Origin of the sequence: Pedobacter punctiformis (genome assembly GCF_027213715.1) — a bacterium.
GTDB lineage: Bacteria > Bacteroidota > Bacteroidia > Sphingobacteriales > Sphingobacteriaceae > Pedobacter > Pedobacter punctiformis.
In genome coordinates this window covers 295744-319313 of record NZ_JAPWGM010000001.1, presented here as the reverse complement: position 1 = coordinate 319313, position 23570 = coordinate 295744, and the positions used below count along the sequence as shown (strand labels likewise).

Here is a 23570-nt window from a genome sequence, read left to right as displayed (position 1 = left end):
AAAAAAACTAAACCAAATAAAATGAGTTTGAAAACAATATTTGAAAATCCGAAGCTAACACTGGTCCAAATTATTAATATGAGTGTGGGTTTTTTCGGGATACAATTTGGCTGGGATTTGCAGCGTGCCAATATGGGCCGTATTTACGAAAATCTTGGTGCCAATCCCGATCAGGTTCCTTTATTGTTTTTGGCCGCTCCTTTAACGGGTCTTTTAGTACAACCCATTATTGGTTATTTAAGCGATCGTACCTGGCATCCAAAATGGGGCAGAAGAAGACCTTATTTTCTAATTGGTGCCATTGTAAGCAGTATTGCTTTGATATTTATGCCACATAGCAGTGTTTTGTGGATGGCTGCAGGATTACTTTGGATTCTGGATGTTTTTGGAAACATTGCAATGGAACCTTTCAGGGCCTTTGTTACGGATAAGTTACCGGATAGCCAGGTAAACCGTGGTTTTATTATGCAGAGTATGATGATTGGTTTAGGCGGAAGCGTAGCTTCTTCACTACCCTGGATCATGAATAACGTTTTCCATTTAACCAATACCGCAGATCAGGGCAATATCCCTGAAAATGTTAAGTTTTCATTCTATATCGGTGCATTTTTCTTTCTTGCAGCAGTTTTATGGACGGTTTTTACCACTAAAGAGTATCCACCGCAAGATGTTGATTTTAAGGAAAAAGTTTTAGAAAGTAATAAGGGCTTTGGTGGAGGTGCCAAAGAAATATTCAGTGCATTAAGAAACATGCCTAAAAGAATGCAGATTGTTTCTTTAGTTCAGTTTTTTACCTGGCCGGGCTTATTTTTAATGTGGTTTTATTATACCACTGCTGTTGCCGTAAATGTATTTGGCGGTAAAGATGCCAGCGATCCAGTTTATGCACAGGGTGCAGATTTTGGCAGTTTAACATTAGCTTATTACAGCGTAATCACCTTTCTTTTTGCATTGGTTTTGCCAAAAATTGCCGATGCACTCGGTCGCAAAACTACACATGCCCTTTGTTTAATTTGCGGAGCCATAGGTTTAATTAGTGTGGCCTGGGTATACGATAAAAATATGCTTTATTTGTGTATGACAGGTGTTGGAATTGCCTGGGCAAGTATTCTCTCTATGCCCTATGCCATGTTAAGCGGTGCGTTGCCTAAAGATAAAATTGGTATTTACATGGGAATTTTCAACTTTTTTATTGTATTGCCCGAAATTATTGCATCACTGGGCTTTGGCTGGTTAATGCGTAATGTTTTAAATAACGACAGACTTTTGGCTGTACAGCTTGGCGGAGGATTGATGATAATTGCTGCAATAATTTGCTATTTATTTATTCGCGAACCTAAAAAAACTGACGAAACTTTAACGGCGAGGCTGGAAGTAGAAGAAGGCAGGCCGGTTTAACAAAATAAATATTGCCCGGTTAAATCCGGATAATTCTTCATCACCTACTTAATTATTTGTCATTATCGATCTGTAAAGTTGGCCGTAGGGAAATTGTATTGCCTTAAAATCTAACCAAATCAATGCCATGAAAAAGATGATTTACTTCCTGCTGTTTATTACAGTTTTGAATAGTGCCTGTAAAAAAGTAAAAACCGACGATCCAATTACTGATCCCGTTTCGCCTTCAACCGAATTGCCCGCAGGTGCTAAAGATGGAGTGGCGTTTATAAATAATGGCACTTCTGCCATTGTAACTTTATATGCACCCGGTAAAACTTCAGTTTCATTAATTGGAGAGTTTAATAACTGGTCATCTTCTGCCGGTATAATGAAAAAAACAAGCGATGGGAATTATTGGTGGATCCAGGTTGATAACCTTAACCCGGCTACTGAATATGCCTATCAGTTTTTGGTTAATGAAACCTTAAAGGTTGCTGATCCATACTGCGAGAAAATTCTTGATGCCGACAACGATAAATATATTGCTGTAGCTACCTATCCAAATTTAAAAGCTTATCCAACCGGAAAAACCTCAGGAATTGTAAGTGTTATGCAAGCCAATCAGCCTGTGTATACCTGGAAAAATACCAGCTTTACCCGCCCTGATAAAAGTAATTTGGTAATTTATGAATTGCTGGTAAGAGATTTTACAAGCGATCATAATTACGCTTCTACTTTAGCAAAACTGGATTATTTAAGTAATTTGGGCATTAATGCCATTGAATTAATGCCGGTAAATGAATTTGAAGGAAATTTAAGCTGGGGTTATAATCCTTCCTTTTATTTTGCGCCCGACAAATATTACGGAACTAAAACTGCGCTTCAAAATTTTATTGATGAGTGCCATGGCAGAGGCATTGCTGTAATTATGGATATGGTTTTAAATCATTCTTTCGGGCAATCGCCGATGGTTCAATTGTACTTTGATGGTAAAAAGCCAACATCCGATAGTCCATGGTTTAACATTGATGCCAAACACCCCTACAATGTTGGTTACGATTTTAATCATGAAAGCGCAGCAACAAAATATTTTGCTAAAAACGTAATGAAATTCTGGATGCAGCAATATAAAATTGATGGTTTCCGTTTCGATCTTTCAAAAGGCTTTACGCAAAAAGTATCTGCAGATGATGCTTCATTTGCTGCTTACGATGCGGGCAGAGTTGCCATATGGAAGGAGTATAACAATTATATAAAAAGCATAGATCCTAATAATTTTTATGTGATTTTAGAGCACTTTGCTGATGCAACAGAGGAAAAGGTTTTAGCTGACGAGGGTATGATGCTTTGGAACAATATGAATTATAATATGAACGAAGCAACCATGGGCTGGTTAGGTAATTCTGATTTTTCATGGGGTTTTTATGCCAAACATGGTTTTAGTAAATCAGATCATTTGGTAGGTTATATTGAAAGCCACGACGAAGAACGCCTGAACTTTAAAAATATAACTTATGGCAATGCTTCTGGTAATTATGTGATTAAAGCAAATTTACCAACATCATTAAAAAGACAAGAAATGGCAGCAACATTTATGTTGAGTATACCCGGGCCAAAAATGATCTGGCAATTTGGAGAACTTGGTTACGATATCAGCATTGATTTTAATGGGAGAACGGGAGAAAAACCAATTAAGTGGGACTATTTTACTGATGTAAATAGAAAAGCCTTATATGACGTTTACAGCAAACTAATTAAGTTAAAAAAGAATAATACTATTTTTAATTCAACAAGCTCAACCTATAACTTAACTGGTGGAATAAAGTATATTAAACTTACAGAAGCTGCAAACACCGTTTTTGTGGTTGGCAATTTTGATGTGGTACCGCAACCTGCAAATATTGATTTTGGTGCCTCAGGTAACTGGATTGATGCTTTCGGTAGCAATGTTAATTTAACTTCAAGTACATACACCGCAACGCTGGCCCCTGGAGAGTATCATATTTTTAGTAAAGTGGCTTTGAAATAGGATCGTTTAATTGGTATGATCTAATGTTTTTTAAAAAGCAGTTATTAAATTTCTGCCTTTTAATTTTGATTAGCGTTAATATTTTGACTGATTTTAGTTAATATTGCCTTAATCTCTAATTAAAAAATGAATAACAAATTAACGCATCACTTATTATGGGAACGATTACGTGCCAGCGATAAGGATGCATTTTTTGATTTATACAGAGAACTTTATTATCCTCTCGTTAATTTTGGAATCCGCGTTTGTGCTGATGCCGATATTTCAAGTGAAGCCACTGATCTTGTTTTTACGACTATCTGGGAAAAACATGAAACACTAAACCGTGTTGATAATGTTGAAGCCTACCTGAGAACCTTCTTAAAACGCAAACTGCTCCGTATTATGGAAAGAAAGCGTAAGCTGAATGATGCTTTGTATAATGCTGGCGCAGAAGGCGACTGGATGGAAATGAGTTATGAAGAATTTATCGTGAAAGTACAAAGTGATGAGTTGGTTCGCTTTCAGCTTAAAAATGCACTGGATAAACTCACCTTTCGTCAAAAACAATTAATCCATCTTAAATTTTTTGATGGTTTGAGTTACGAACAAATTGCAGAACAAACCAAGCAAACCATTAAAACAGCCTATAATACCATTTATGATGCGCTTAAAGTTTTAAGAAAAGAACTTAAAGCTTAATCTCTTACCCGTTTTTATTTAAAAAGCAGTTCAAACCCCATTTTCTCTGTGATTTTTAACAGAAATCAATCCGTATTAAAAAAAGTTAAAATTTCTTTAGGAAAAAGTAAAACTTTTGGGCACTGATATATAAAAGCCAAATAATAATGATCGATCGAAGTCAATTCAACGCAGAAGACTTTCTTGTTGATAATACTTTTCAGTTATACTGTTCGGGTACAGATCAACTTTGTACGGACTATTGGGAAAAATACATTAAAACCCATCCCGAACAGGAAAATGTAATTATGGAAGCCAAAAGGTTGTTCATCATTCTGAGCGGTAATAAGCGACCTCTAAATCACCAGTTCGATACCTTTAAAAAAGATTTTAATTCAGATAAGCCGCTAAAAGTTTATAAAAATTACACCTGGCTAAAAATAGCTGCGGCTATAATTTTAATTGCAGGTATCGCTTTTTTATATCGCAATTATAGTTTGGATAAAACTGTACATACCGAACTAAAAGCACAGGTGTTTAGCACAAAAGGCGGTGAACGTAAGAAAGTTTCGCTTCCTGATGGTTCGGTGGTATTGCTTAATGCAAAAAGCTCCCTATCCATTGGTGCCGATTTTAATGATAAGCTTAGAGAAGTAAAATTAACCGGAGAAGCCTTTTTTGATGTGGTACACAATAAAGACAAGCCATTTAAAGTACACACCGAAGATTTTGAAATTAATGTTTTAGGCACAGCCTTTAATGTTAAAGCCTATGCAGACGAAAATACTTCTGAGGCAACTTTAATCAGAGGTTTAATTACCATGGAAGCAGTAAGCGGTAATGGTGGAATGATTACCTTGAAACCAAGTCAGAAAGTTACCTTTTACAAAATTGCTCCTGTGCAGGAAAATCAAAAGGTGTTAAAGTCAACGCCGGGGCACCCTGAAATAACCATTAATCACTATACCCTGATAAAAGACAGTTCTATTGTAGAAACAGCCTGGACAAAAGGAAAGATTGAAATTTATGATCAGGATTTTGCCGAAATCAAAGGTGCTTTAGAAAAATGGTTTGATGTCAAGATTCATTTTACCAATCCCGGCATAGAAAAATACCGGTTTACAGCAACATTTAGTCACGAAACTTTAGAAGAAGCCTTAAAAGCATTACAAAATGTAGAAAACTTTAAATATGAGATAAAAGGGAATGAAGTAACCATATCGAAGTAAGAAAAAAAGGACGGTGTTGACGCACCGCCCTTTAAATTCTTTTTTGATCAATTAATATGACAGCTCATGCGCAAACAGATCGCTGTCAGATAACTACGCAACCAAAAAAACAAAAATATGATTTATTATTACTTACTGCAAGAGCGGTCTGGATTCAGGACGTTTTTAAAATTCATCATGCTAATGAAACTAGTCTGTATTATGGTTCTCATTACTTGCCTCAATGTTTCAGCATCAGTTTTTTCTCAGGAAAAAATTTCTCTTGATGTAAAGAAAACAAAGCTGGCGAGAGTTTTACAGATTATAGAACAGCAAAGCAGTTATCATTTTGTTTATAGCTCGTCTTATGTTCCCGTAAACAAGGATGTAAGCATCACCGTAACCAATACTTTGGTTACTGATGTTTTAGCTGCAATTTTAAACAAAACAAATTTAAAATATTCAATTTCAGACGGTGGCCTGATTGTAATAAGCCGGAATAAAGAAGTACCCATAAGCGGGGTAATTAAAGATGCACAAGGCGGTACATTACCCGGCGCAACTATCCGCGTAAAAGGTACCGGTATTGGAACATCTTCTGATATAAACGGCAAATTTACCTTAAATGCCCCCGAAAATGCCATATTAGTCGTTTCTTATGCAGGTTTTCAAACCCGTGAAGTTCCAATTGGTACGCAAACCAGCCTGCAAATTGTTTTAACGGAGGATACTAAACAGTTAACAGATGTAGTGGTTACTGCATTGGGCATCAAAAAAGAAAGAAGAGCTTTAGGCTATTCGGTAACGCAGGTTAACGGAGAATCGTTAACACAAGCCAGAGAAAATAATGTAGTCAACTCTTTGGTTGGTAAAGTTGCCGGTTTGGATATAAGTTCTACAGCTGGTGGGGCAGGTGCTGCAAGCAGTGTTATTATCCGTGGGGTATCCAGTTTAAGTCAAACCAATCAACCATTGTATGTGATTAATGGGGTGCCAATGGAAAATAAACCTACAGGTTTAAATAACCTTAACCCGAATGGTAATTCGGGCAGTCAATGGGATAACGCCCCTGATTTAGGTGATGCTGTAGGAAATTTAAATCCTGACGATATCGAAAGTATTTCTGTATTAAAAGGAGCGGCCGCATCAGCACTATATGGCTATCGGGCAAAAGCTGGTGTAATATTAATTACAACAAAAAGCGGTAAGGGCAACAGCATCGAGTTTAATACGAATTATGTTGCCGAACAGGTCATGGACAGAACCGACTGGCAATATGTTTATGGTCAGGGGGCCAATGGAATAAAGCCAGCTGATGTGGTATCGGTAGGCCCTTCGGGTGGATCAAGCTGGGGGGCTAAATTAGACGGATCAAATGTGGTTCAGTTTGATGGGATATCCAGACCGTATGTAGCTCAAAAAGACAATATTGAAAATTTTTATAAAACAGGAGGAACCTGGACAAATACCATCGCTTTAAATAAGACCTTTGATGGTGGAACAATCCGTTTTTCAGCAAATGATGTACACAATACATCGGTGGTCCCTAATTCTGGTTTAAACAGACAATCCTTTAATTTAACGGGAACATTTAATCCGGTTAAACGACTGGTTGTTGATGCCCGTGCCAATTATATTTTGGAACAGGCGAATAACCGCCCTATGCTTTCTGATGGGGCGGGTAATGCCAATTACAATGCTGCATTTTTACCAACCAGTGTTAATATTAATGACTTGAAACCCTGGAAAGATGCCAGTGGAAATGAAATTGCATATAATAAAGGCAATACTTATGCAACTAATCCCTGGTTTGCAGCCGAAGAATTTATTAATAATACCAAACGTGATAGGTTAATTAGCTCATTTAATGCGAAATATACTTTTGATAACGGTTTGTTTTTACAAGGCCGGGCAGGCAGAGATGCTTATTCAGATACGTATAAAAATGTTGTTCCATCGGGTACTGCATACTATCCTGCAGGAAAGATTGCTGAGCAGACGACCAAATTTTCGGATATTAATGTAGACGGATTAATTGGTAAATCTTTTAAGATAGACGAAGATTTTACGGTAACGCCAAATTTAGGGGCCAGTTACAGAAGAACACACATAGATCAAACTACAAACAACGGCTCTGATTTTGCTGTATTTGGTGTTTACAATATTATTAATGCCAAGAATAAATCTGTTAATTATTCTGTTTCAGAATCAGAAACACAGTCTGTTTATGGTACTTTAGAATTTACCTATAAAGATATTTTTTACCTGACAGGAAGTGGCCGCAGTGATTGGTTTTCGACACTTGCCACCCCAGGGAAAGATAATAAATTAAGTGTTTTTTATCCTTCAGTGAGTGGATCATTCGTATTCTCCGAATTATGGAAGCCGTCCTTTTTAAGTTTTGGTAAATTGAGAGCCGGTTATGCTATTGTTGGACAGGCAACTGATCCTTACCAAACTCAACTGGCTTATAGTTTCAGAAGTGAGAGTTTAAATGGGGCACCTCTCGGAACCATTTCAAATGTTAATATTCCGAATGCATCTTTAAGAGCATCAAAGGCCAGCGAATTTGAGATTGGAACGGAAATGCGCTTTTTTGGCGATCGTTTAAATGTAGATTTTACCTGGTACAAGAAAAAATCTAAAGACGAGATTTCTTTCGTAACCACGTCCAGTACCACAGGTTATGCCGGCGCTGTGTTAAACTCAGGCGAAATCGAAAATAAAGGTTATGAGCTATTGCTGTCAGGACAGGTACTGAAAGATAAAGATTTTATTTGGACCTCTACTTTAAATGCCTCTTATAATGCCAATAAAGTACTTTCCTTAGCAGAAGGTGTGACTTCACAATTATTGGCTACCTCAAGATCAGGTGTAGGTTTTTTACAAAATATTCCGGGCAAAGCGGCTGCACAGGTGTCCGCATACGATTATCTGTATGATGCAGCCGGAAAAATTCAGGTTGATGCAGCCGGAATTCCAAAAAGAGGTGCATTGGTAGATTACGGATCGGCTTATAATAAATGGTTTGCCGGCTGGAATAATGAATTCAATTATAAAGGCATCATATTATCATTCTTAATTGATGGTAAATGGGGTGGTAAAGTTTTCTCAGCCACTGATTACTATGGTTACGTTTTTGGTTTACATAAGGCAACGCTTGAAAACAGGGATGCATTGGGTGTAAATGCGGCAACTTATTACAGTACTTTTGCCAATAACGTTTCAAAGCAATTTGTTCAGGATGCAAGTTTCATCAAATTCAGACAGATGACACTGGGCTACAATTTCCCGGCAAAAATGTTTAACAACAAAATTCAGGGCTTAAATGTAAGCCTGGTTGGCCGGAATCTATTTATCCTAATGAAGAAAACGGATAATATTGATCCCGAATCCAGCTACAATGCTACATTCCCAGGATTGGAATTGGGTGGTGTTCCACCGGTTAGAACATTCGGTGTAAACCTTAGTGTTAAGTTTTAATTTTAAAAAGACAGAACGATGAAAACGAACATATTAAAAAAATATAGCACGCTGCTTTTTGCAGGTATTTTACTTAGCTCGGGTTGTACAAAAGATTTTGAAGAAATTAATACCAATCCTGTAGCCTACAGTCAGGCTAATTTTGACCCCAATTATATATTAACAACAGCGCAGTTAACATATACAGGCAGCACCGATTTTGCTTATGATACCTGGAGGGGAAATTTAATTTATTCTTCTACCATGATGCAGGGCCTTTCTACGGTTATTGGTTATTGGGCAGGCGATAAGTACCTGTTAAACGAAGGTTATACCGCCGCCTATTGGGGAAATGCAAGTGTAGGCGCCTACACAGAGCAGGTTAAACCTATTGTAGATGTAGTTGAATTTACAAAAGGCCAGTCTAAATATAACAACGTACAGCAAGTAGCCCGCTTATGGAAAGCCTTAATTTTTGAACGTCTTACCGATCTTTATGGTGATGTACCTTATTCTCAGGCAGGTCAGGGCTATCATCAAAGTAATTTCGCACCAAAATACGATAGTCAGCAATCCATTTATGCCGATCTTTTAAAAGAAGTAGAAGAAGCTACCAATGCTTTAAATGTAAACGGAGATAAAGTAACCGGTGATGTAGTTTATAAAGGGGATATTAATAAATGGAAGCGTTTTGGTAATACTTTATTATTGCGTATTGCCATGCGTTTAACCAAGGTGGATGAAAATACAGCAAAGGCCTACGCGACAAAAGTAATTGGTAAAACGATGATTGCTAATGATGATAATGCGCTTGTACTGCATGATGTATCCGGCGCACGGGCCACTCAAAACAGAAATAGTCAGGTATTATCGGGTGATGGCGGGCAAGAAAACTATTATGTTAAATGGTCTAAAACTTTTATTGACCTTTTAAAAGCTACAAATGATCCTCGTTTAGGTAAAGTAGCCGTTACGAAGCTTTTTCTGAACGAAAATTCAAAAGACCAAAATCCATCTTTTGATTCGAATCCTGCTGTTCAAAAAGGAATGCCAAATGGAAAAGATCTGAGTGGAATTGCCGGACGGGATATTCGTCAGGATGCATCTTTTACAACTTTCCCTGATTATTCATCACCAAGCCCAGGGATGCTTAAAAAGAACGGAGCAACTTTTATTCTAACCTATGCAGAAAGTGAGCTGTTATTAGCCGAAGCTGCACAAAGATGGAATATTGGTGGTTCTGCTGCGGCTCATTACGCCAGTGGTGTTTCAGCAGCCATAACCTGTTTAGCACAATACGATGCAGCGCTTGCCATCAATTCAACTGTCGCTGATGCCTACGTAGCCGCAAATCCATATAATGCAGGTAATGGTTTACAAATGATTAACACGCAATATTGGTTACACACCAATACGATGTTAGATTTTTACGAAACCTGGTCTAACTGGCGGAGATCTGGCTTTCCGGTTTTAATACCAATCGTTTATCCGGGAAATGCTACCTCAGGCACTATTCCACGCCGTTTTCCTTACCCTGTAGAAGAAGCGGCCAAGAATGGCGAAAACTACAGAGCCGCATCAGCAGCAGTGCCGGGAGGCGATACGCTGACAGGCAAAGTTTGGTGGGACAAATAATATTTTTATCCTCACATCCCGAGGTAACGGTGGCGCTCCAGTAGTGTCACCGTTTTTTTTCGTAACAATTTCAAGTCAATTTTCAGTAAATGATGCTTTAGTTTGATATTTATAATTCAAACCAAACAATATGAAACTGAAATTTATACTCCCTATTCTTTTATGTTCCAGTCTGTTAGTTCAGGCGCAGCAACGACCAGAAAAAACACCTGACAAACCAGCTTTAGCACCTGCTTCAATGCCAAAAGATGAACCAAAAACAACGGCAAATGAGCGGGCAATTAAAGTTGAAGGTTCTGTAGTAACCAATCACAGCGTAACAATAGATGGCAAAGCTGTACCCTATAAAGCTACAACCGGAACTTTGCCCGTGTGGGATGAAGATGGCAAAGCAATTGCCGGATTATTTTATACTTATTACGAACGTAGTGATGTTCAAAACAGAGATAAACGCCCATTGGTGATTTCTTTTAACGGTGGACCGGGCTCAGCATCGGTGTGGATGCATATTGCTTACACAGGCCCGGTTGTTTTAAATATTGATGATGAAGGTTATCCGGTTCAACCTTACGGTTATAAAGAAAACCCATATTCTATACTTGATGTAGCCGATATTGTTTATGTAGATCCGGTGAATACGGGATATTCAAGAGCCACAAGCAAAGATGTACCAACCAATAAATTTTTTGGAGTAAAGGCTGATATTAAATACCTGGCAGAGTGGATCAATACTTTTGTAACCCGAAATAACCGCTGGGCATCTCCTAAATTTTTAATCGGAGAAAGTTATGGAACCACAAGGGTTTCTGGTTTAGCCTTAGAATTGCAAAATAGCCAGTGGATGTATTTAAACGGTGTGGTACTGGTTTCGCCAACAGAATTAGGCATAGAAAGAAGTGGCCCGGTTGATGCTGCTTTACGTTTGCCGTATTTTGCTGCAACAGCCTGGTATCATAAAGCTTTACCTGCCGATTTGCAGAATAAGGATTTAACGGCCATGCTGCCTGAAGTAGAAAGTTTTACCATTAACGAGTTAATGCCTGCCATTGCACAGGGAAGCATGTTAAGCGAGGACAAAAAGAAATCTATAGCCACAAAAATGGCCCGTTATTCAGGCCTTTCAGAAAAAGTTATCCTTGATTATAATTTAGATGTACCTACAAATTTCTTTTGGAAAGAGTTGTTAAGAGATAAAGGTTTTACGGTCGGTCGTTTAGATTCGAGGTATAAAGGTGTAGATAGAATGTCTGCCGGAAACGGGCCGGATTATAATGCAGAGTTAACTTCCTGGTTGCATTCTTTTACGCCGGCAATTAACATGTACATCCGTAATGAGCTAAACTATAAAACAGATTTGAAATACAATATGTTCGGTTCTGTTTATCCATGGGACAATACCGGCGATAAAACAGGTGATAATTTAAGACAAGCCATGGCTCAAAATCCTTATTTGCATTTATTGGTGCAATCTGGCTATTATGATGGTGCCTGTGATTATTTTAATGCAAAATACAGCATGTGGCAGTTAGATGCTGCCGGCAAGCTAAAAGACCGTACAGAATGGGAAGGTTACAGAAGCGGACACATGATGTATTTAAGAAAAGAAGATCTTAAAACGGCTAACAATCACATTAAGGAATTTATTAAAAAAGCATTGCCTAAGGCTGGAGAAGCCGCAAAGTTTTAAAAAGATAAATGATAGGTCTGGCAAAATCGTCAGACCTGTTTTATGTTGAAGCACAGGGTTTTTGCATTTTTTTGAGCCAATCCTGCTTTCCGCTAAATTCCCGATGAAAAATCGGGAGATACCGCTCCAATCAGGGCTAAATTACAAAGGCTTGTGGTACAAACCGGGGCCAGGTGCAAAACCCGGCTAATTTAAACCCGATAGAACGAATGCCATTCTTCATGGCAGCAGGGATAGCGGGGCAGGAACGGGCCAAAAACTACTGTAATTGCTTTCTAATTATTAAAATTTAACCGGCTGTTGATCATTATCTACTTCTAAAAATTTGAATAAAAAACTGTAGGCTCAAACTAAAAATAATTACTTATTTTTGTAACCCAATTATGCAGCAAATAAAAACGTCATTCGATTTTGAAAAACCTATTGCCGATTTAGTTCAGCAGATAGAAAAGGTTAAGCAAGTTGCCGAAAAAACTAAGGTAGATATGTCTGCCACTTTAGAGGAACTTGATGGTAAATTAGATGAAACCACTAAAAATCTATATCATAACCTAACGGGTTGGAATAAGGTTCAAATGAGCCGCCACCCGGACAGACCACAAACCCTTGATTACATCAACATGATTTGTGATGATTTTATCGAATTACACGGCGACAGAACCGTTAATGATGATAAAGCAATTATAGGTGGTTTTGCTACAATTAATGGCCAAACGGTTATGATTATTGGCCACCAAAAAGGTAAAAATACCAAAGAGCGTCAATACCGTAATTTCGGTATGGCCAATCCCGAGGGTTACCGTAAAGCTTTGCGTTTAATGCGTTTGGCAGAGAAATTTAATAAACCAGTGATATCTCTTATTGATACAATGGGGGCTTATCCGGGCTTGGAAGCTGAAGAACGTGGACAGGGAGAAGCAATCGCCAGAAATTTATTGGAAATGTCTGTGTTAAAAGTTCCAATTATCTGTGTTATTATTGGCGAAGGTGCTTCTGGTGGTGCTTTGGGTATTGGTATCGGCGATAAAGTATACATGCTGGAGCATACCTGGTATTCGGTAATTTCTCCTGAATCTTGTTCTTCTATTTTATGGAGAAGCTGGGATTTTAAAGAGAAAGCTGCTGAGTGTTTAAAGTTAACTTCGGAAGATATGTTTGGAAATAAGTTAATTGATGGGATTATCAGAGAACCACTTGGTGGGGCACATCAGGACCCTGAATTAATGGGCCAAATTTTAAAAGAACAAATCATTAATGATTTGAAATCGTTAGGTAAAATAAAAACAGATAAACTAATTGAGCAAAGAATTGATAAGTTTTGTGCAATGGGTGTTGTAAACGAATAAATATAAATTTGTGATTCTGAGCTAAAGAATCTTTAAATATTAAGTCCTCCAGGTTAAAACCCGGAGGATTTTTTGTTTGTAAGGCTCTTTGTTTTAATATTTTTTATCCTGAAATGCGAAGGATATCAATCAATAAATTACCCATAAAAAAAGCTTTGCAAATTAATGCAAAGCTTTTTCAATTCATTTTAAATAAATTTATTCCTGTGGTTGTTGCGGGTAGTAAACCGACAACCGGCTTTCTAAACCAGCAAATATTTTCTCCAGCTGCGCAGTTACTTTAATTTGTCCGGCGGCTTTACTTGTTTTTACCATTCTGTCCAGGTAATATAATCCTGTTTGTACATTTTGAGCACCCGTAAGCGACCCTTTTGATTGAGAAATATCGGCCAGATAGGTCAATTCCTTATTGATGTATTCGCCAGATTTTGTCATAATATCATTGGCTTTTGCAACTTCTCCAAGCTTATAAAGATTTTCAGCCAGGTAGAACTTAACAACTACCGTACGGATTCCAAAAAAGCGTTCAGGCATTACTTCGTAATATTTATCAAGCACTTTTTTAGCTTCAGCAGTTTTTCCTTCTTTAATCAGACTACTACTTAAACTGGTAAAAAGATTGGTGAAGATGAAAGTATCGTCAGAAGATTGAGGATCTAAATAAGAAGCCGTTTTAATATTGCCCCATTTAAATTTATTCATCACATTATTATACAGAACAGGGGTATTTAATAACTCTACTCTTTCTTCTTTTGAAGTTGTATCTGCTTTTAAAGGCAATAAACGCAAGGCTAAACCTTCACTGTATAAATATTTATCTAAACCATTATATTGTTCTGATGGTACGGTAGATGCAAAATAAATTGGTCTTTTCCAGTTGTTATGTGCCAGGATATCAAACATGGCCAATGTACCTTTTGTTACATAACCTTTATTAAAGGTCCAGCTCATTTCCGGTGTAATTTTTCCGGCGTCAGCTGCAGGAACTGTACCGGTGCTGATGATTTGCTGCGGATCTATCGTGATTTTAAGATTTTTTGTCGGTAGGAAATTTGATTTTGTACCATCCTGCATGGCTACCTTATCATCTGCATTATCAGATAACAATAAATCAACAACATTCTTTAGTTCAACGCTGCCGGCAATTTTGTAATCATCAAACGGCATAACATCCCTTTCGCCTTGTACATACTGTGCAGGCTTCATGGTAAGTGGCAGTGGAGCCGATTCATTTTGTTTTTGTCTTAATCCATTGATGTACCAATCGGTATCAAATAAACTCAGGTTAACAATCCTAATATCAGGACGAACATTTTCAACCTCCTGAATGTACCAAAGCGGGTAAGTATCGTTATCACCGTAGGTAAATAAAATGGCATTAGGGGCACAAGATTGCAGGTAATCCAAAGCGATATCATGGGCAACCAATTTGGTTGAGCGATCGTGATCATCCCAGCCTTGCTCTGCCATAATAGTTGGTGCAGCCAGTAAACCAATTACGGTAGCGCCAATTGCTCCGTTAGTTGGTGTTAATTTTTTAAATAGCCATTCTTTTATCGCCAGTACGCCGAGTCCAATCCAAATGGCAAAAGCATAAAATGAGCCTACATAAGCATAATCCCTTTCACGGGGTTCCATCGGTTTCTGATTCAGGTATAAAACAATTGCAATACCGGTGAAAAAGAATAATAAGGCAATAACGCCTGCATCTTTTTGATTGCGTTTAAAGTGCCATATTGCACCCAATAAACCTAAAATTAACGGCAGGAAGAAAAAGCGGTTATAAGCCTTGTTATCTACAGTTGATGGTGGCAAATGACTTTGATCGCCTAAACGTATGCCATCAATCGCTTTTACACCACTTAACCACTCGCCTTCAAATCCGCTGCCTTGTCCTTGTTCGTCGTTCTGACGGCCAGCAAAATTCCACATAAAGTAACGCATGTACATATAGCCGATTTGATAGCTGGTTAAAAAGCCAATATTATCAATTACATTAGGTTTTTTGCTGTCATCAAGGTGCATCCATTCTTTATAAAAAGCAGCATGTCTTGGATCATCGCTGTACATACGCGGCAATAAACTGTTGTTGCTGTATTCGTATTCACTTTTCTTTCCTGCAACCTCGTATTTTTTATCCCCTTTTCTCCAGATGGTTTTGCCATCGGTTACACCTGTTCTTTCCGAATTATAGTTTGGTCCGTAACCCAATGGCCTGTCGCCATATTGCTCCCGGTTTAAATAGCTTAAGAAAGAAAAAGCATCTTTTGGTGCACTGTTATTTAAGTTTGGTTCTGCTTTTGCCCTGATTACAATCATGGCGAATGAAGCATAACCGAAAATGATTAAAACAGTAGAGATTAAACCCAGGTTTAATAATTTCTTTTGGTGTGCAATAGAATAACGAATGCCCCAAACAAATAAACCGATTAATACAACGGCAAAAAATAATACACCAGTGCCAAAACCTAAACCTAAAGTATTAACAAAGAAAAGATCGAAATAGGCACCAAATGAAACTAAATACTGGATAATGCCATATTGAACAACGGCCAGTATAAGGATACCAACAAAAAGGGTTTTAAAAATGCCTGAAGTAGTTGCTTTATCCGTTCTTTTGAAATAATAAACAAATGCCATAGCGGGTATGGTTAATAAGTTTAATAAGTGAACGCCGATGGATAAGCCCATCACGTATGCAATAAATAATAACCAGCGATCGCCTTTAGGTTCATCAGCATGTGCCTCCCATTTTAAGATGCCCCAGAACACGATGGCTGTAAATAAAGATGATTGAGCATAAACCTCAGATTCTACAGCAGAGAACCAAAAACTATCTGAAAAAGTATAAGCCAATGCACCAACTGCACCTGCACCCATAATGCTGATTAGTTTACTTGTGGTAAGTTCATCGCCAGCTTTAATTAAGGTTTTTTTAGCGAGCGCCGTAATGGTCCAGAATAAAAACAAAATGGTTGCACCACTGGAAACGGCAGAACCAATGTTCATCCAGTAAGCTATTTTGGTTGTATCGCCAAAAGCAAAAATAGAGAAGAATCGCTGGATCATTAAAAATAATGGAGCACCCGGTTGGTGAACAACCTGCATTTTAAATGCTGATGCGATAAACTCACCGCAATCCCAGAAACTGGCAGACGGCTCTAAGGTTAAAACATAAGTTATTGTCGCAATTAAAAAGCAGATCCAGCCTACTATATTATTAACTTTTGAATAATTCATTGGTTTTTGATAATGATAATTAAAATTTATTGTGGCATAAAAATGCTGCCGAAATTAACTATTAAAGTCGATAAAATCAGTAAATTCTTTGATTGTTTTAACAATTTTTAACGTCGTGAAGGATAAACAGACAGGATATTACGCTGGTTTACTTAAATTACATAAGGACTTTAATAACAAAACCCATAAGAAGCTTTTTAACTTTCTTATGGGTTTCATGCTGTTATTTAATTTTATCCGCCTATAAAGGGCGAGAAGCGGGAGAGCAGTGCTGTATATTGTTTTTCTAATTTCTGACTGAGTTCCTGTTGTTTAAAGGTATCTGTTAATTTAACCATCTGGCCAAGATAAGCCATGTAAAATTGAACTTTCCGTTCTGAATCCAGTTGATTTTTACTAACAGAAACATCGGCAAGGTGCCCTAATTCCTTATCTACAAAATCGGCAGTTTTATTAATCATCGCATTAGCCCGCTGTACCTCATTTAGTCTGTACAGGTTTTCTGTAAAGTAAAAAGTGCCCTGTACCTGAAGCATACTGTGAAACTTAGAAGGAATAACTGCATAATAACGATCGATTACCTTTTTACTCTCTTCAATTTTACCATCTGTAATCAGTCCGTTTAATAAACTGTTAAAAATGTTCGAAAACATATTCACATCATCAGCAGATTGCCTGTCTAAATGGTTGGCATTTTTAATATTTCCCCATTGGTAAACATTCATTACATTGTTGTACATCGGTTTAACATTCACCTGATCGTAAATCCGGTCTTCACTTGTATCAGGTTTTAAAGGCAGTAATCTTAAATTTAACCCTTCAGAATACAGGTATTTCTTTAAACCAACGTATTGCTCATCCGGCATGGCATTGGTAAAGTAAATCGGTCTTTTCCAATCGTTGTGCGCCAGAATATCAAAAAGCGCTAAAGTACCTTTAGTCAGGTAATCAGAATTATAAGTCCACTCCATTTTATCCGCTATTTTTCCAGCCTCTTCGAGCGGAACGGTGCCTGTATCTAAAACATCTTTTGCATTAACGGTAATTTTAAGATTTTTGGTTGGTAAAACATTGCTTTTAGAGCCATCTCTTAAGGTTACTTTATCTTCGTCGTTATCAGATAAAAGTACCCCCATTATTTCCTTAAGCTCTATGTGCTGGGCAATTTTATAGTCCTGATAATACATTACATCCCGGGTGCCGGAAACATACTGTTCGGGTTTCATGGAAATTGGTAAAGGTGCAGATTCGTTTTGCTTCCTTTTCATTCCATCGATATACCAGTCGGCTGTAAATAAGCTCAGGTTTACAATCCGTACATCGGGACGAACTTTTTCTACCTCCTGTGCATACCAAACTGGGAAGGTATCATTATCACCATAAGTGAAAAGAATGGCATTGGGTGCGCATGATTTTAAATAATTAATGGAAATATCTCTCGCCAAATGACTATCAGAACGGTCGTGGTCATCCCAGCCCTGGCTTGCCATAATGATAGGTGCCGCAAGCAATGCCACAACTGAAGCAAAAATCCCGGCTTTGGCTGGTGTAAATTTTTTGAAAACCCAGTCTTTAAGTCCCAATACACCCAGCCCAATCCAAATGGCAAAAGCATAAAACGAACCCACATAGGCGTAATCCCGTTCGCGGGGCTCAACCGGTACCGAATTTAAATAAATTACAATGGCTACACCTGTAAATACAAACAGTAAACCAATAATGCCGGCATCTTTTTGGTTTCGTTTAAAATGCCAGATGGCACCGATCAAACCAATGATTAAAGGAAGAAAGAAAAACCGGTTGTAAGCCTTATTATCTACAATGGAAGGAGGGAGGTTTTGCTGATCGCCCAAACGGATTGCATCTATTGGTTTTATTCCACTTAACCATGCACCACCATTTCCGCCGTGCTGCCCATCCTGATTATCTTGTCTGCCAACAAAATTCCACATAAAATAACGCATGTACATTTGGCCAACCTGGAAAGAAGACATGTATTTTATATTGTCTATCACACCTGGTTTATGGGTGTCATCAAAACCCATCCAGCTTTTATAAAAATTAATGTGCTCCGGTTTGTCACTATACATTCGTGGAAGCAACGTTTTCTGATCAAAAACATAATCAGATTTGGTTCCGGCAGATTCATATTTTTTATCTCCTTTTCTATATAGTTTTCCGGTTTCTTTGAGATCTATTTTATCCGAGTTGTAATTTTCTCCATAAAGTAAAGGCCTGTCGCCATATTGGGCACGGTTAACATAACTCAAAAATGAAAAGGCATTTTCAGGATCAGTATTGTTTAAATTAGGTTTTCCATGCGCCCGGATGATGAGGGCTGCGAAAGAGCTGTATCCAAAAATTAATAATACAGTAAATAATAACATCAGGTTTAAAACCCGTTTATTCTTTAAAATAGAATATCGTATTCCATAAACCAAACCGCCAATAAGCAATAAAGCAAAAAATAAAATTCCGCTGCCAAAACCAAGTCCCAGTGTATTTACAAAAAACAGGTCAAAGCCCGCTGCAAAAGAAACCATGTACTGGATAATTCCGAATTGTACAAAAGCCAGGGCGAGTATAGAAATGAAAAATATCTTTAAAACACCTTTCCAATTTGGGGCAGGTGTTTTTTTGAAGTAGTAAACAAAAATTACAGCCGGAATGGTAAGGAGGTTAAGTAAATGTACACCTATGGAAAGGCCAATCATATACGCTACAAAAAGCAACCAGCGGTCAGATCCTTTTTCATTTGCCTGTGATTCCCATTTTAAAATGCCCCAAACTACAATTGCTGTACAAAGAGAAGACATGGCATAAACTTCTGCCTCAACAGCCGAAAACCAGAAACTATCCGAAAATGCATAAGCCAATGCACCAACTAAACCTGCGCCAATAATACTAATGGTTTTAGATGTGGTTATTTCTTCATGCTCTTTAATAACGGTTTTCTTTGCCAGCGCTGTGATAGACCAGAATAGAAACAAGATGGTTGCCGCACTGGCCAGCGCCGAAGCAATGTTCATAAAGTAGGCTACTTTTGTGGTATCGCCCATGGCCAAAGTAGAAAATAAACGTTGAATCATGGAAACCAATGGTGCACCTGGTTGGTGAACAACCTCCATTCTAAAAGCTGTAGCAATAAATTCTCCGCAGTCCCAAAAGCTTACCGATTGGTCTAAAGTTAAGATGTAAGTCAACGCCGCAATTAAAAAGCAGAGCCAGCCCGTAATGGTGTTAATTTTTGAGTAGTTCATCCGTTAAAGTTTAGTTATTGATATTAAATGATTTATGGTTCTCTGCCTTAAAAAGTCGTATAAAAAAATAAAATGTTGCATGGTTTATGATGATTTTTTTATCTTTGCAACGCAACAGGAAACGGCAGGAAAGAAATTAAAAATATTTTAAAATCGCTCTTGCATAATTAAAATAAGCTTCCTACATTTGCATTCCCAATCGGGGAAGTATCCTCGATAAAGAGATTGTCCGATAGTATAAGGGTAGTACAACGGTTTTTGGTACCGTTTGTCTTGGTTCGAATCCAGGTCGGACAACAATTTAACATCGGATCGTGTAGTTTAAAATACATGATCCGATTTTTTTTAAACCGTAAACTACACACGGATCATGCCATTGCAGTTTAACCCGGTAAAGCTATTTTCCGGAACAGGTTCAAGAGGATTATCACTTAAAATTGCCGAGAGTTATGGCAGGCCGCTGGGTGATGTAACCATTCACAAGTTCAGTGATGGGGAGTTTCAACCTTCTTTTGATGAATCGATACGCGGCTGCGATGTTTTTTTAATCCAGTCGACTTATCAGCCAAGCGATAATTTAATGGAATTGCTTTTAATGGTTGATGCTGCTAAAAGAGCTTCAGCACATTATATTACAGCAGTAGTTCCTTATTATGGTTTAGCCCGTCAGGATAGAAAAGATAAACCGCGTGTAGCGATAGGTGCTAAATTGGTTGCAAATTTATTAAAGAGTGCTGGTATACACCGCATTATGACAATGGATTTGCATGCTGCGCAGATACAGGGTTTCTTTGATATTCCGGTAGATCACTTAGATGGATCGGTTATTTTTGTGCCTTATATCAAAAGCTTAAATTTGCCAAACTTAACAATTGCATCGCCTGATATGGGTGGTTCATACAGGGCCCGTACCTTTGCTAAGTTTTTTAATGCTGAAGTTATTATTTGCGATAAACGCCGTAAACGTGCCAACGAAATCGAATCAATGTCGATTATTGGTGATGTAACCGGACAGGATGTAGTGTTAATTGACGATATTTGCGATACTGCCGGAACCTTATCAAAAGCTGCGGCTTTGATTATGGAAAATGGAGCTGCAAGTGTAAGAGCAGTTTGTACACATGCTGTTTTATCAGGCAAAGCGATAGAAACGGTAGAAAATTCTGTTTTGACAGAATTAATTGTAACGGATACCATTCCATTGAAAATGGAAAGTCCGAAAATAAAAGTGCTGAGTACAGCAAGTTTATTTGCAAGAGCAATTGCCAATGTAAATGAGCATGGATCAATCAGTGATCTTTTTAAAGTGTAAATAAATGGTTAATTGTGTAAACAGTTAGCCAGTTAAATAATAATAAATAAATATAAAAATGAAAACAATCGCAATTAGCGGTTCTCCAAGAGAGAACGTAGGGAAACGCGATGCCAAGGAACTTCGTTACGAAGGTAAAGTTCCGGCGGTATTGTATGGTGGAAAAGAGCAACAACACTTAGCTGTTGTTATCGCAGATTTAAGAGACGTTATTTATACCCCGGATGTAAACTTCGTAGAGGTTAATGTAAATGGTGTTAAAACTAAAGCTATCGTTAAAGATACTCAGTTTCACCCATTAACAGACGTATTAATGCACATCGATTTTCTTCAGTTATTTGATGACAAAGAAATCGTAATGGAAATCCCTGTAAAATTAACAGGAACTTCTCCAGGTGTTAAAATGGGTGGTAAATTAATCCAGAAATTACGTAAGCTACGTGTTAAAGCTTTACCAGCTGACATGCCACAAAACGTTGAAGTAAGTTTAGAAAAATTAGAAGTAGGTAGTTTATTCCGTGTTCGTGACCTTAAAGGTACTAAATACGTAATTACTAACACTCCTGAAGATACAATCGTATCTGTTGCAATGTCTAGAGCATTGAAACAAGCAGAAACTGAAGCTGCAAAAGGTAAAAAATAATTAGTATTTCACTAATTTGAAATTAAAAGCGGTAAAGAAGCAATTCTTTATCGCTTTTTTGTTGAATAATAGCCCAATTGCTTTTTCAATTAGCTTTTGGTCTTTAAGTTTTAAGCTTTTACATTTGCAGCATGAAATATCTTATAGTTGGCTTAGGGAATATCGGACCTGATTACGCACATACCAGACATAATATTGGTTTTGATATTGCCGATGAACTGGTTAAAAATTTGGATGGTAGTTTTGAGAATATCCGGTTGGCTTACTACGCTGAAGTAAGTTTTAAAGGTAGAAAACTGCATGTGATAAAGCCAACCACTTTTATGAATTTGAGTGGTAAAGCCGTTAACTATTGGATGAAAGAATTGAAAATTGCGCCTGAAAATGTATTGGTTGTGGTTGATGACCTGGCTTTGCCATTGGGTAAACTTCGTTTGAAGCTGCAAGGTAGCAGTGCAGGGCATAATGGGCTTAAAAGCATTGAAGAGGTGTGTGGTGGGCAAAACTATGCCCGCTTACGTTTTGGTATTGGCAGCGACTATCCTAAAGGCCGTCAGGTGGATTTTGTATTGGGTTTGTTTGATAAAAATGAACAACTGGAGCTTCCGGCACTGATTGATAAAAGTGTAGACCTGATTAAAAGTTATGTAACCATCGGGCCGGCTCAAACCATGACCGCTTTTAACAAGTAAATAATATGGATTCTTTTATTGTCATGCTGAGGTACGAAGCATCTGTTTTATTGTTGCAGATGCTTCGTACCTCAGCATGACAGAATTACGTAAGATTTAAAAAATTGCCTAAACAAAAAAAGACCATCTTCCGATGATCTTTTCTCTATAAATTAGTTAATGTTTATTTAACTTGTTGTTGTGCTCTTGCAATGTAAGCATTAACTAATTGCGCTTCCTGGCTTTCAGGATATTGTGTTTTGATTTTAGTGTAAGCATCAACTGCACCTTTAAAATCTTTTAAGTTTTCGTTAACTAAACCCAGTTTCTTTAAAAACATTGGAGAAGTAAATTTACTGGCTTTATCTGCAGCTTTTTTATAATAAGTAACCGCTTGTTTGTAGTCTTTCAACTCACTGTAAGCATCACCTAATAAACCTAAAGCTAATGGATCAGCAACCGGACTACCAGTAGCACTATATTTGCTTAAAGATTCTATAGCTTGTTTATATTCGCCTTTACGTAAGTAAATACCACCTAAATATAAGTTAGCAAGGTTAGCCGATTTAGTATTGTCATACTCTTCAGCAATTTTTTCTAATCCCGGATAACCACCTTCGCCTTTTAAAGCTTTGGCAGATAAAGAATCAACACCTACATACTGTTCTGCTCTAAACATTTTGCTTGCAGCTTCTTCAGCACGGTTTTTTAAGTATACATTTTGATACCAAAAATAAACACCGATTAATAAAACTACAGCTCCTGCTATAAATAGTAAGCTTTTATTGTTTTCCTGTAAAAAAGAACCTTTTCTAATAGGTTGAGTTGTCTGATTATCTGTTGTAGACATGTTTGTTTAAAAAATTGAGATTGCAAAAATACATTTTTCAGTCAAAGTATCAACCTTTATTTTGAAGTATTTAATTAAAAATCACTGATATCCGTAAAATAAGTTCGAAAAGTTTCGGATATTTTAAAAAAGCAGAATTATTGCCTGCTAATTTCTTGTACAAGGCTAATTCCCTTGATAATGGCCA

General features: G+C 37.5%; 14 protein-coding genes. 11 read left to right on the top strand and 3 right to left on the bottom strand.

The features are described 5' to 3' along the window. Positions 1-21: 21 nt before the first annotated feature. The 8 genes from O0955_RS01410 (at position 22) to O0955_RS01375 (ending at position 13407) form a co-directional block, all read left to right on the top strand. A complete protein-coding gene (locus O0955_RS01410; protein ID WP_269425741.1) occupies positions 22-1398 on the top strand; it encodes an MFS transporter in 1377 nt (458 codons plus the stop codon). A gap of 127 nt (positions 1399-1525) precedes the next feature. Further along, positions 1526-3409 carry an alpha-amylase family glycosyl hydrolase gene (locus O0955_RS01405; protein ID WP_269425740.1) on the top strand — a complete coding sequence of 628 codons (1884 nt, stop codon included), beginning with the start codon at positions 1526-1528 and terminating at the stop codon, positions 3407-3409. Between the two features lie 126 nt (positions 3410-3535). Then, positions 3536-4090, top strand: coding sequence for an RNA polymerase sigma factor (locus tag O0955_RS01400; protein WP_269425739.1), 555 nt, complete (start codon positions 3536-3538; stop codon positions 4088-4090). A 146-nt stretch (positions 4091-4236) separates the two neighbouring features. Further along, entirely contained in the window at positions 4237-5298 is a 1062-nt protein-coding gene (locus O0955_RS01395) for a FecR family protein (protein WP_269425738.1), read from the top strand. Between the two features lie 183 nt (positions 5299-5481). After that, complete coding sequence (locus O0955_RS01390) at positions 5482-8760, top strand: SusC/RagA family TonB-linked outer membrane protein (protein ID WP_269425737.1); 3279 nt, start codon at positions 5482-5484, stop codon at positions 8758-8760. Between the two features lie 18 nt (positions 8761-8778). Further along, complete coding sequence (locus O0955_RS01385) at positions 8779-10374, top strand: SusD/RagB family nutrient-binding outer membrane lipoprotein (protein WP_269425736.1); 1596 nt, start codon at positions 8779-8781, stop codon at positions 10372-10374. A 130-nt stretch (positions 10375-10504) separates the two neighbouring features. Next, positions 10505-12061, top strand: coding sequence for a S10 family peptidase (locus O0955_RS01380; protein ID WP_269425735.1), 1557 nt, complete (start codon positions 10505-10507; stop codon positions 12059-12061). A 383-nt stretch (positions 12062-12444) separates the two neighbouring features. Then, on the top strand, positions 12445-13407 hold the full coding sequence (locus O0955_RS01375) for an acetyl-CoA carboxylase carboxyltransferase subunit alpha (protein ID WP_269425734.1): 963 nt from the start codon (positions 12445-12447) through the stop codon (positions 13405-13407). A 198-nt stretch (positions 13408-13605) separates the two neighbouring features. On the opposite strand, the gene O0955_RS01370 is transcribed toward O0955_RS01375, so the two are convergent. Continuing rightward, positions 13606-16647, bottom strand: coding sequence for a glycosyltransferase family 117 protein (locus tag O0955_RS01370; protein WP_269425733.1), 3042 nt, complete (start codon positions 16645-16647; stop codon positions 13606-13608). A gap of 233 nt (positions 16648-16880) precedes the next feature. Next, a complete protein-coding gene (locus tag O0955_RS01365; protein WP_269425732.1) occupies positions 16881-19907 on the bottom strand; it encodes a protein O-mannosyl-transferase family in 3027 nt (1008 codons plus the stop codon). Between the two features lie 370 nt (positions 19908-20277). On the opposite strand from O0955_RS01365, the gene O0955_RS01360 reads away from it, so the two are divergent. The 3 genes from O0955_RS01360 (at position 20278) to pth (ending at position 22554) form a co-directional block, all read left to right on the top strand. Beyond that, positions 20278-21219 (top strand): ribose-phosphate pyrophosphokinase, encoded by a 942-nt coding sequence (locus O0955_RS01360; protein ID WP_331283533.1) that lies wholly within the window; start codon positions 20278-20280, stop codon positions 21217-21219. Between the two features lie 58 nt (positions 21220-21277). Further along, entirely contained in the window at positions 21278-21862 is a 585-nt protein-coding gene (locus O0955_RS01355; RefSeq protein ID WP_269425731.1) for a 50S ribosomal protein L25/general stress protein Ctc, read from the top strand. Positions 21863-21993: 131 nt separating this feature from the next. Continuing rightward, complete coding sequence (gene pth / locus O0955_RS01350) at positions 21994-22554, top strand: aminoacyl-tRNA hydrolase (RefSeq protein ID WP_269425730.1); 561 nt, start codon at positions 21994-21996, stop codon at positions 22552-22554. 163 nt (positions 22555-22717) lie between these two features. Here pth and O0955_RS01345 read toward each other — a convergent pair whose 3' ends face one another. Continuing rightward, complete coding sequence (locus O0955_RS01345; protein WP_269425729.1) at positions 22718-23383, bottom strand: tetratricopeptide repeat protein; 666 nt, start codon at positions 23381-23383, stop codon at positions 22718-22720. Positions 23384-23570: the final 187 nt, after the last annotated feature.

Excerpts from the sequence above, each read along its gene's own strand:
- O0955_RS01410 (WP_269425741.1), top strand. The coding sequence starts at position 22 with ATGAGTTTGAAAACAATATTTGAAAATCCGAAGCTAACACTGGTCCAA.
- O0955_RS01405 (WP_269425740.1), top strand. The coding sequence starts at position 1,526 with ATGAAAAAGATGATTTACTTCCTGCTGTTTATTACAGTTTTGAATAGT.
- O0955_RS01400 (WP_269425739.1), top strand. The coding sequence starts at position 3,536 with ATGAATAACAAATTAACGCATCACTTATTATGGGAACGATTACGTGCC.
- O0955_RS01395 (WP_269425738.1), top strand. The coding sequence starts at position 4,237 with ATGATCGATCGAAGTCAATTCAACGCAGAAGACTTTCTTGTTGATAAT.
- O0955_RS01390 (WP_269425737.1), top strand. The coding sequence starts at position 5,482 with ATGAAACTAGTCTGTATTATGGTTCTCATTACTTGCCTCAATGTTTCA.
- O0955_RS01385 (WP_269425736.1), top strand. The coding sequence starts at position 8,779 with ATGAAAACGAACATATTAAAAAAATATAGCACGCTGCTTTTTGCAGGT.
- O0955_RS01380 (WP_269425735.1), top strand. The coding sequence starts at position 10,505 with ATGAAACTGAAATTTATACTCCCTATTCTTTTATGTTCCAGTCTGTTA.
- O0955_RS01375 (WP_269425734.1), top strand. The coding sequence starts at position 12,445 with ATGCAGCAAATAAAAACGTCATTCGATTTTGAAAAACCTATTGCCGAT.
- O0955_RS01370 (WP_269425733.1), bottom strand. The coding sequence starts at position 16,647 with ATGAATTATTCAAAAGTTAATAATATAGTAGGCTGGATCTGCTTTTTA.
- O0955_RS01365 (WP_269425732.1), bottom strand. The coding sequence starts at position 19,907 with ATGAACTACTCAAAAATTAACACCATTACGGGCTGGCTCTGCTTTTTA.
- O0955_RS01360 (WP_331283533.1), top strand. The coding sequence starts at position 20,278 with ATGCCATTGCAGTTTAACCCGGTAAAGCTATTTTCCGGAACAGGTTCA.
- O0955_RS01355 (WP_269425731.1), top strand. The coding sequence starts at position 21,278 with ATGAAAACAATCGCAATTAGCGGTTCTCCAAGAGAGAACGTAGGGAAA.
- pth (WP_269425730.1), top strand. The coding sequence starts at position 21,994 with ATGAAATATCTTATAGTTGGCTTAGGGAATATCGGACCTGATTACGCA.
- O0955_RS01345 (WP_269425729.1), bottom strand. The coding sequence starts at position 23,383 with ATGTCTACAACAGATAATCAGACAACTCAACCTATTAGAAAAGGTTCT.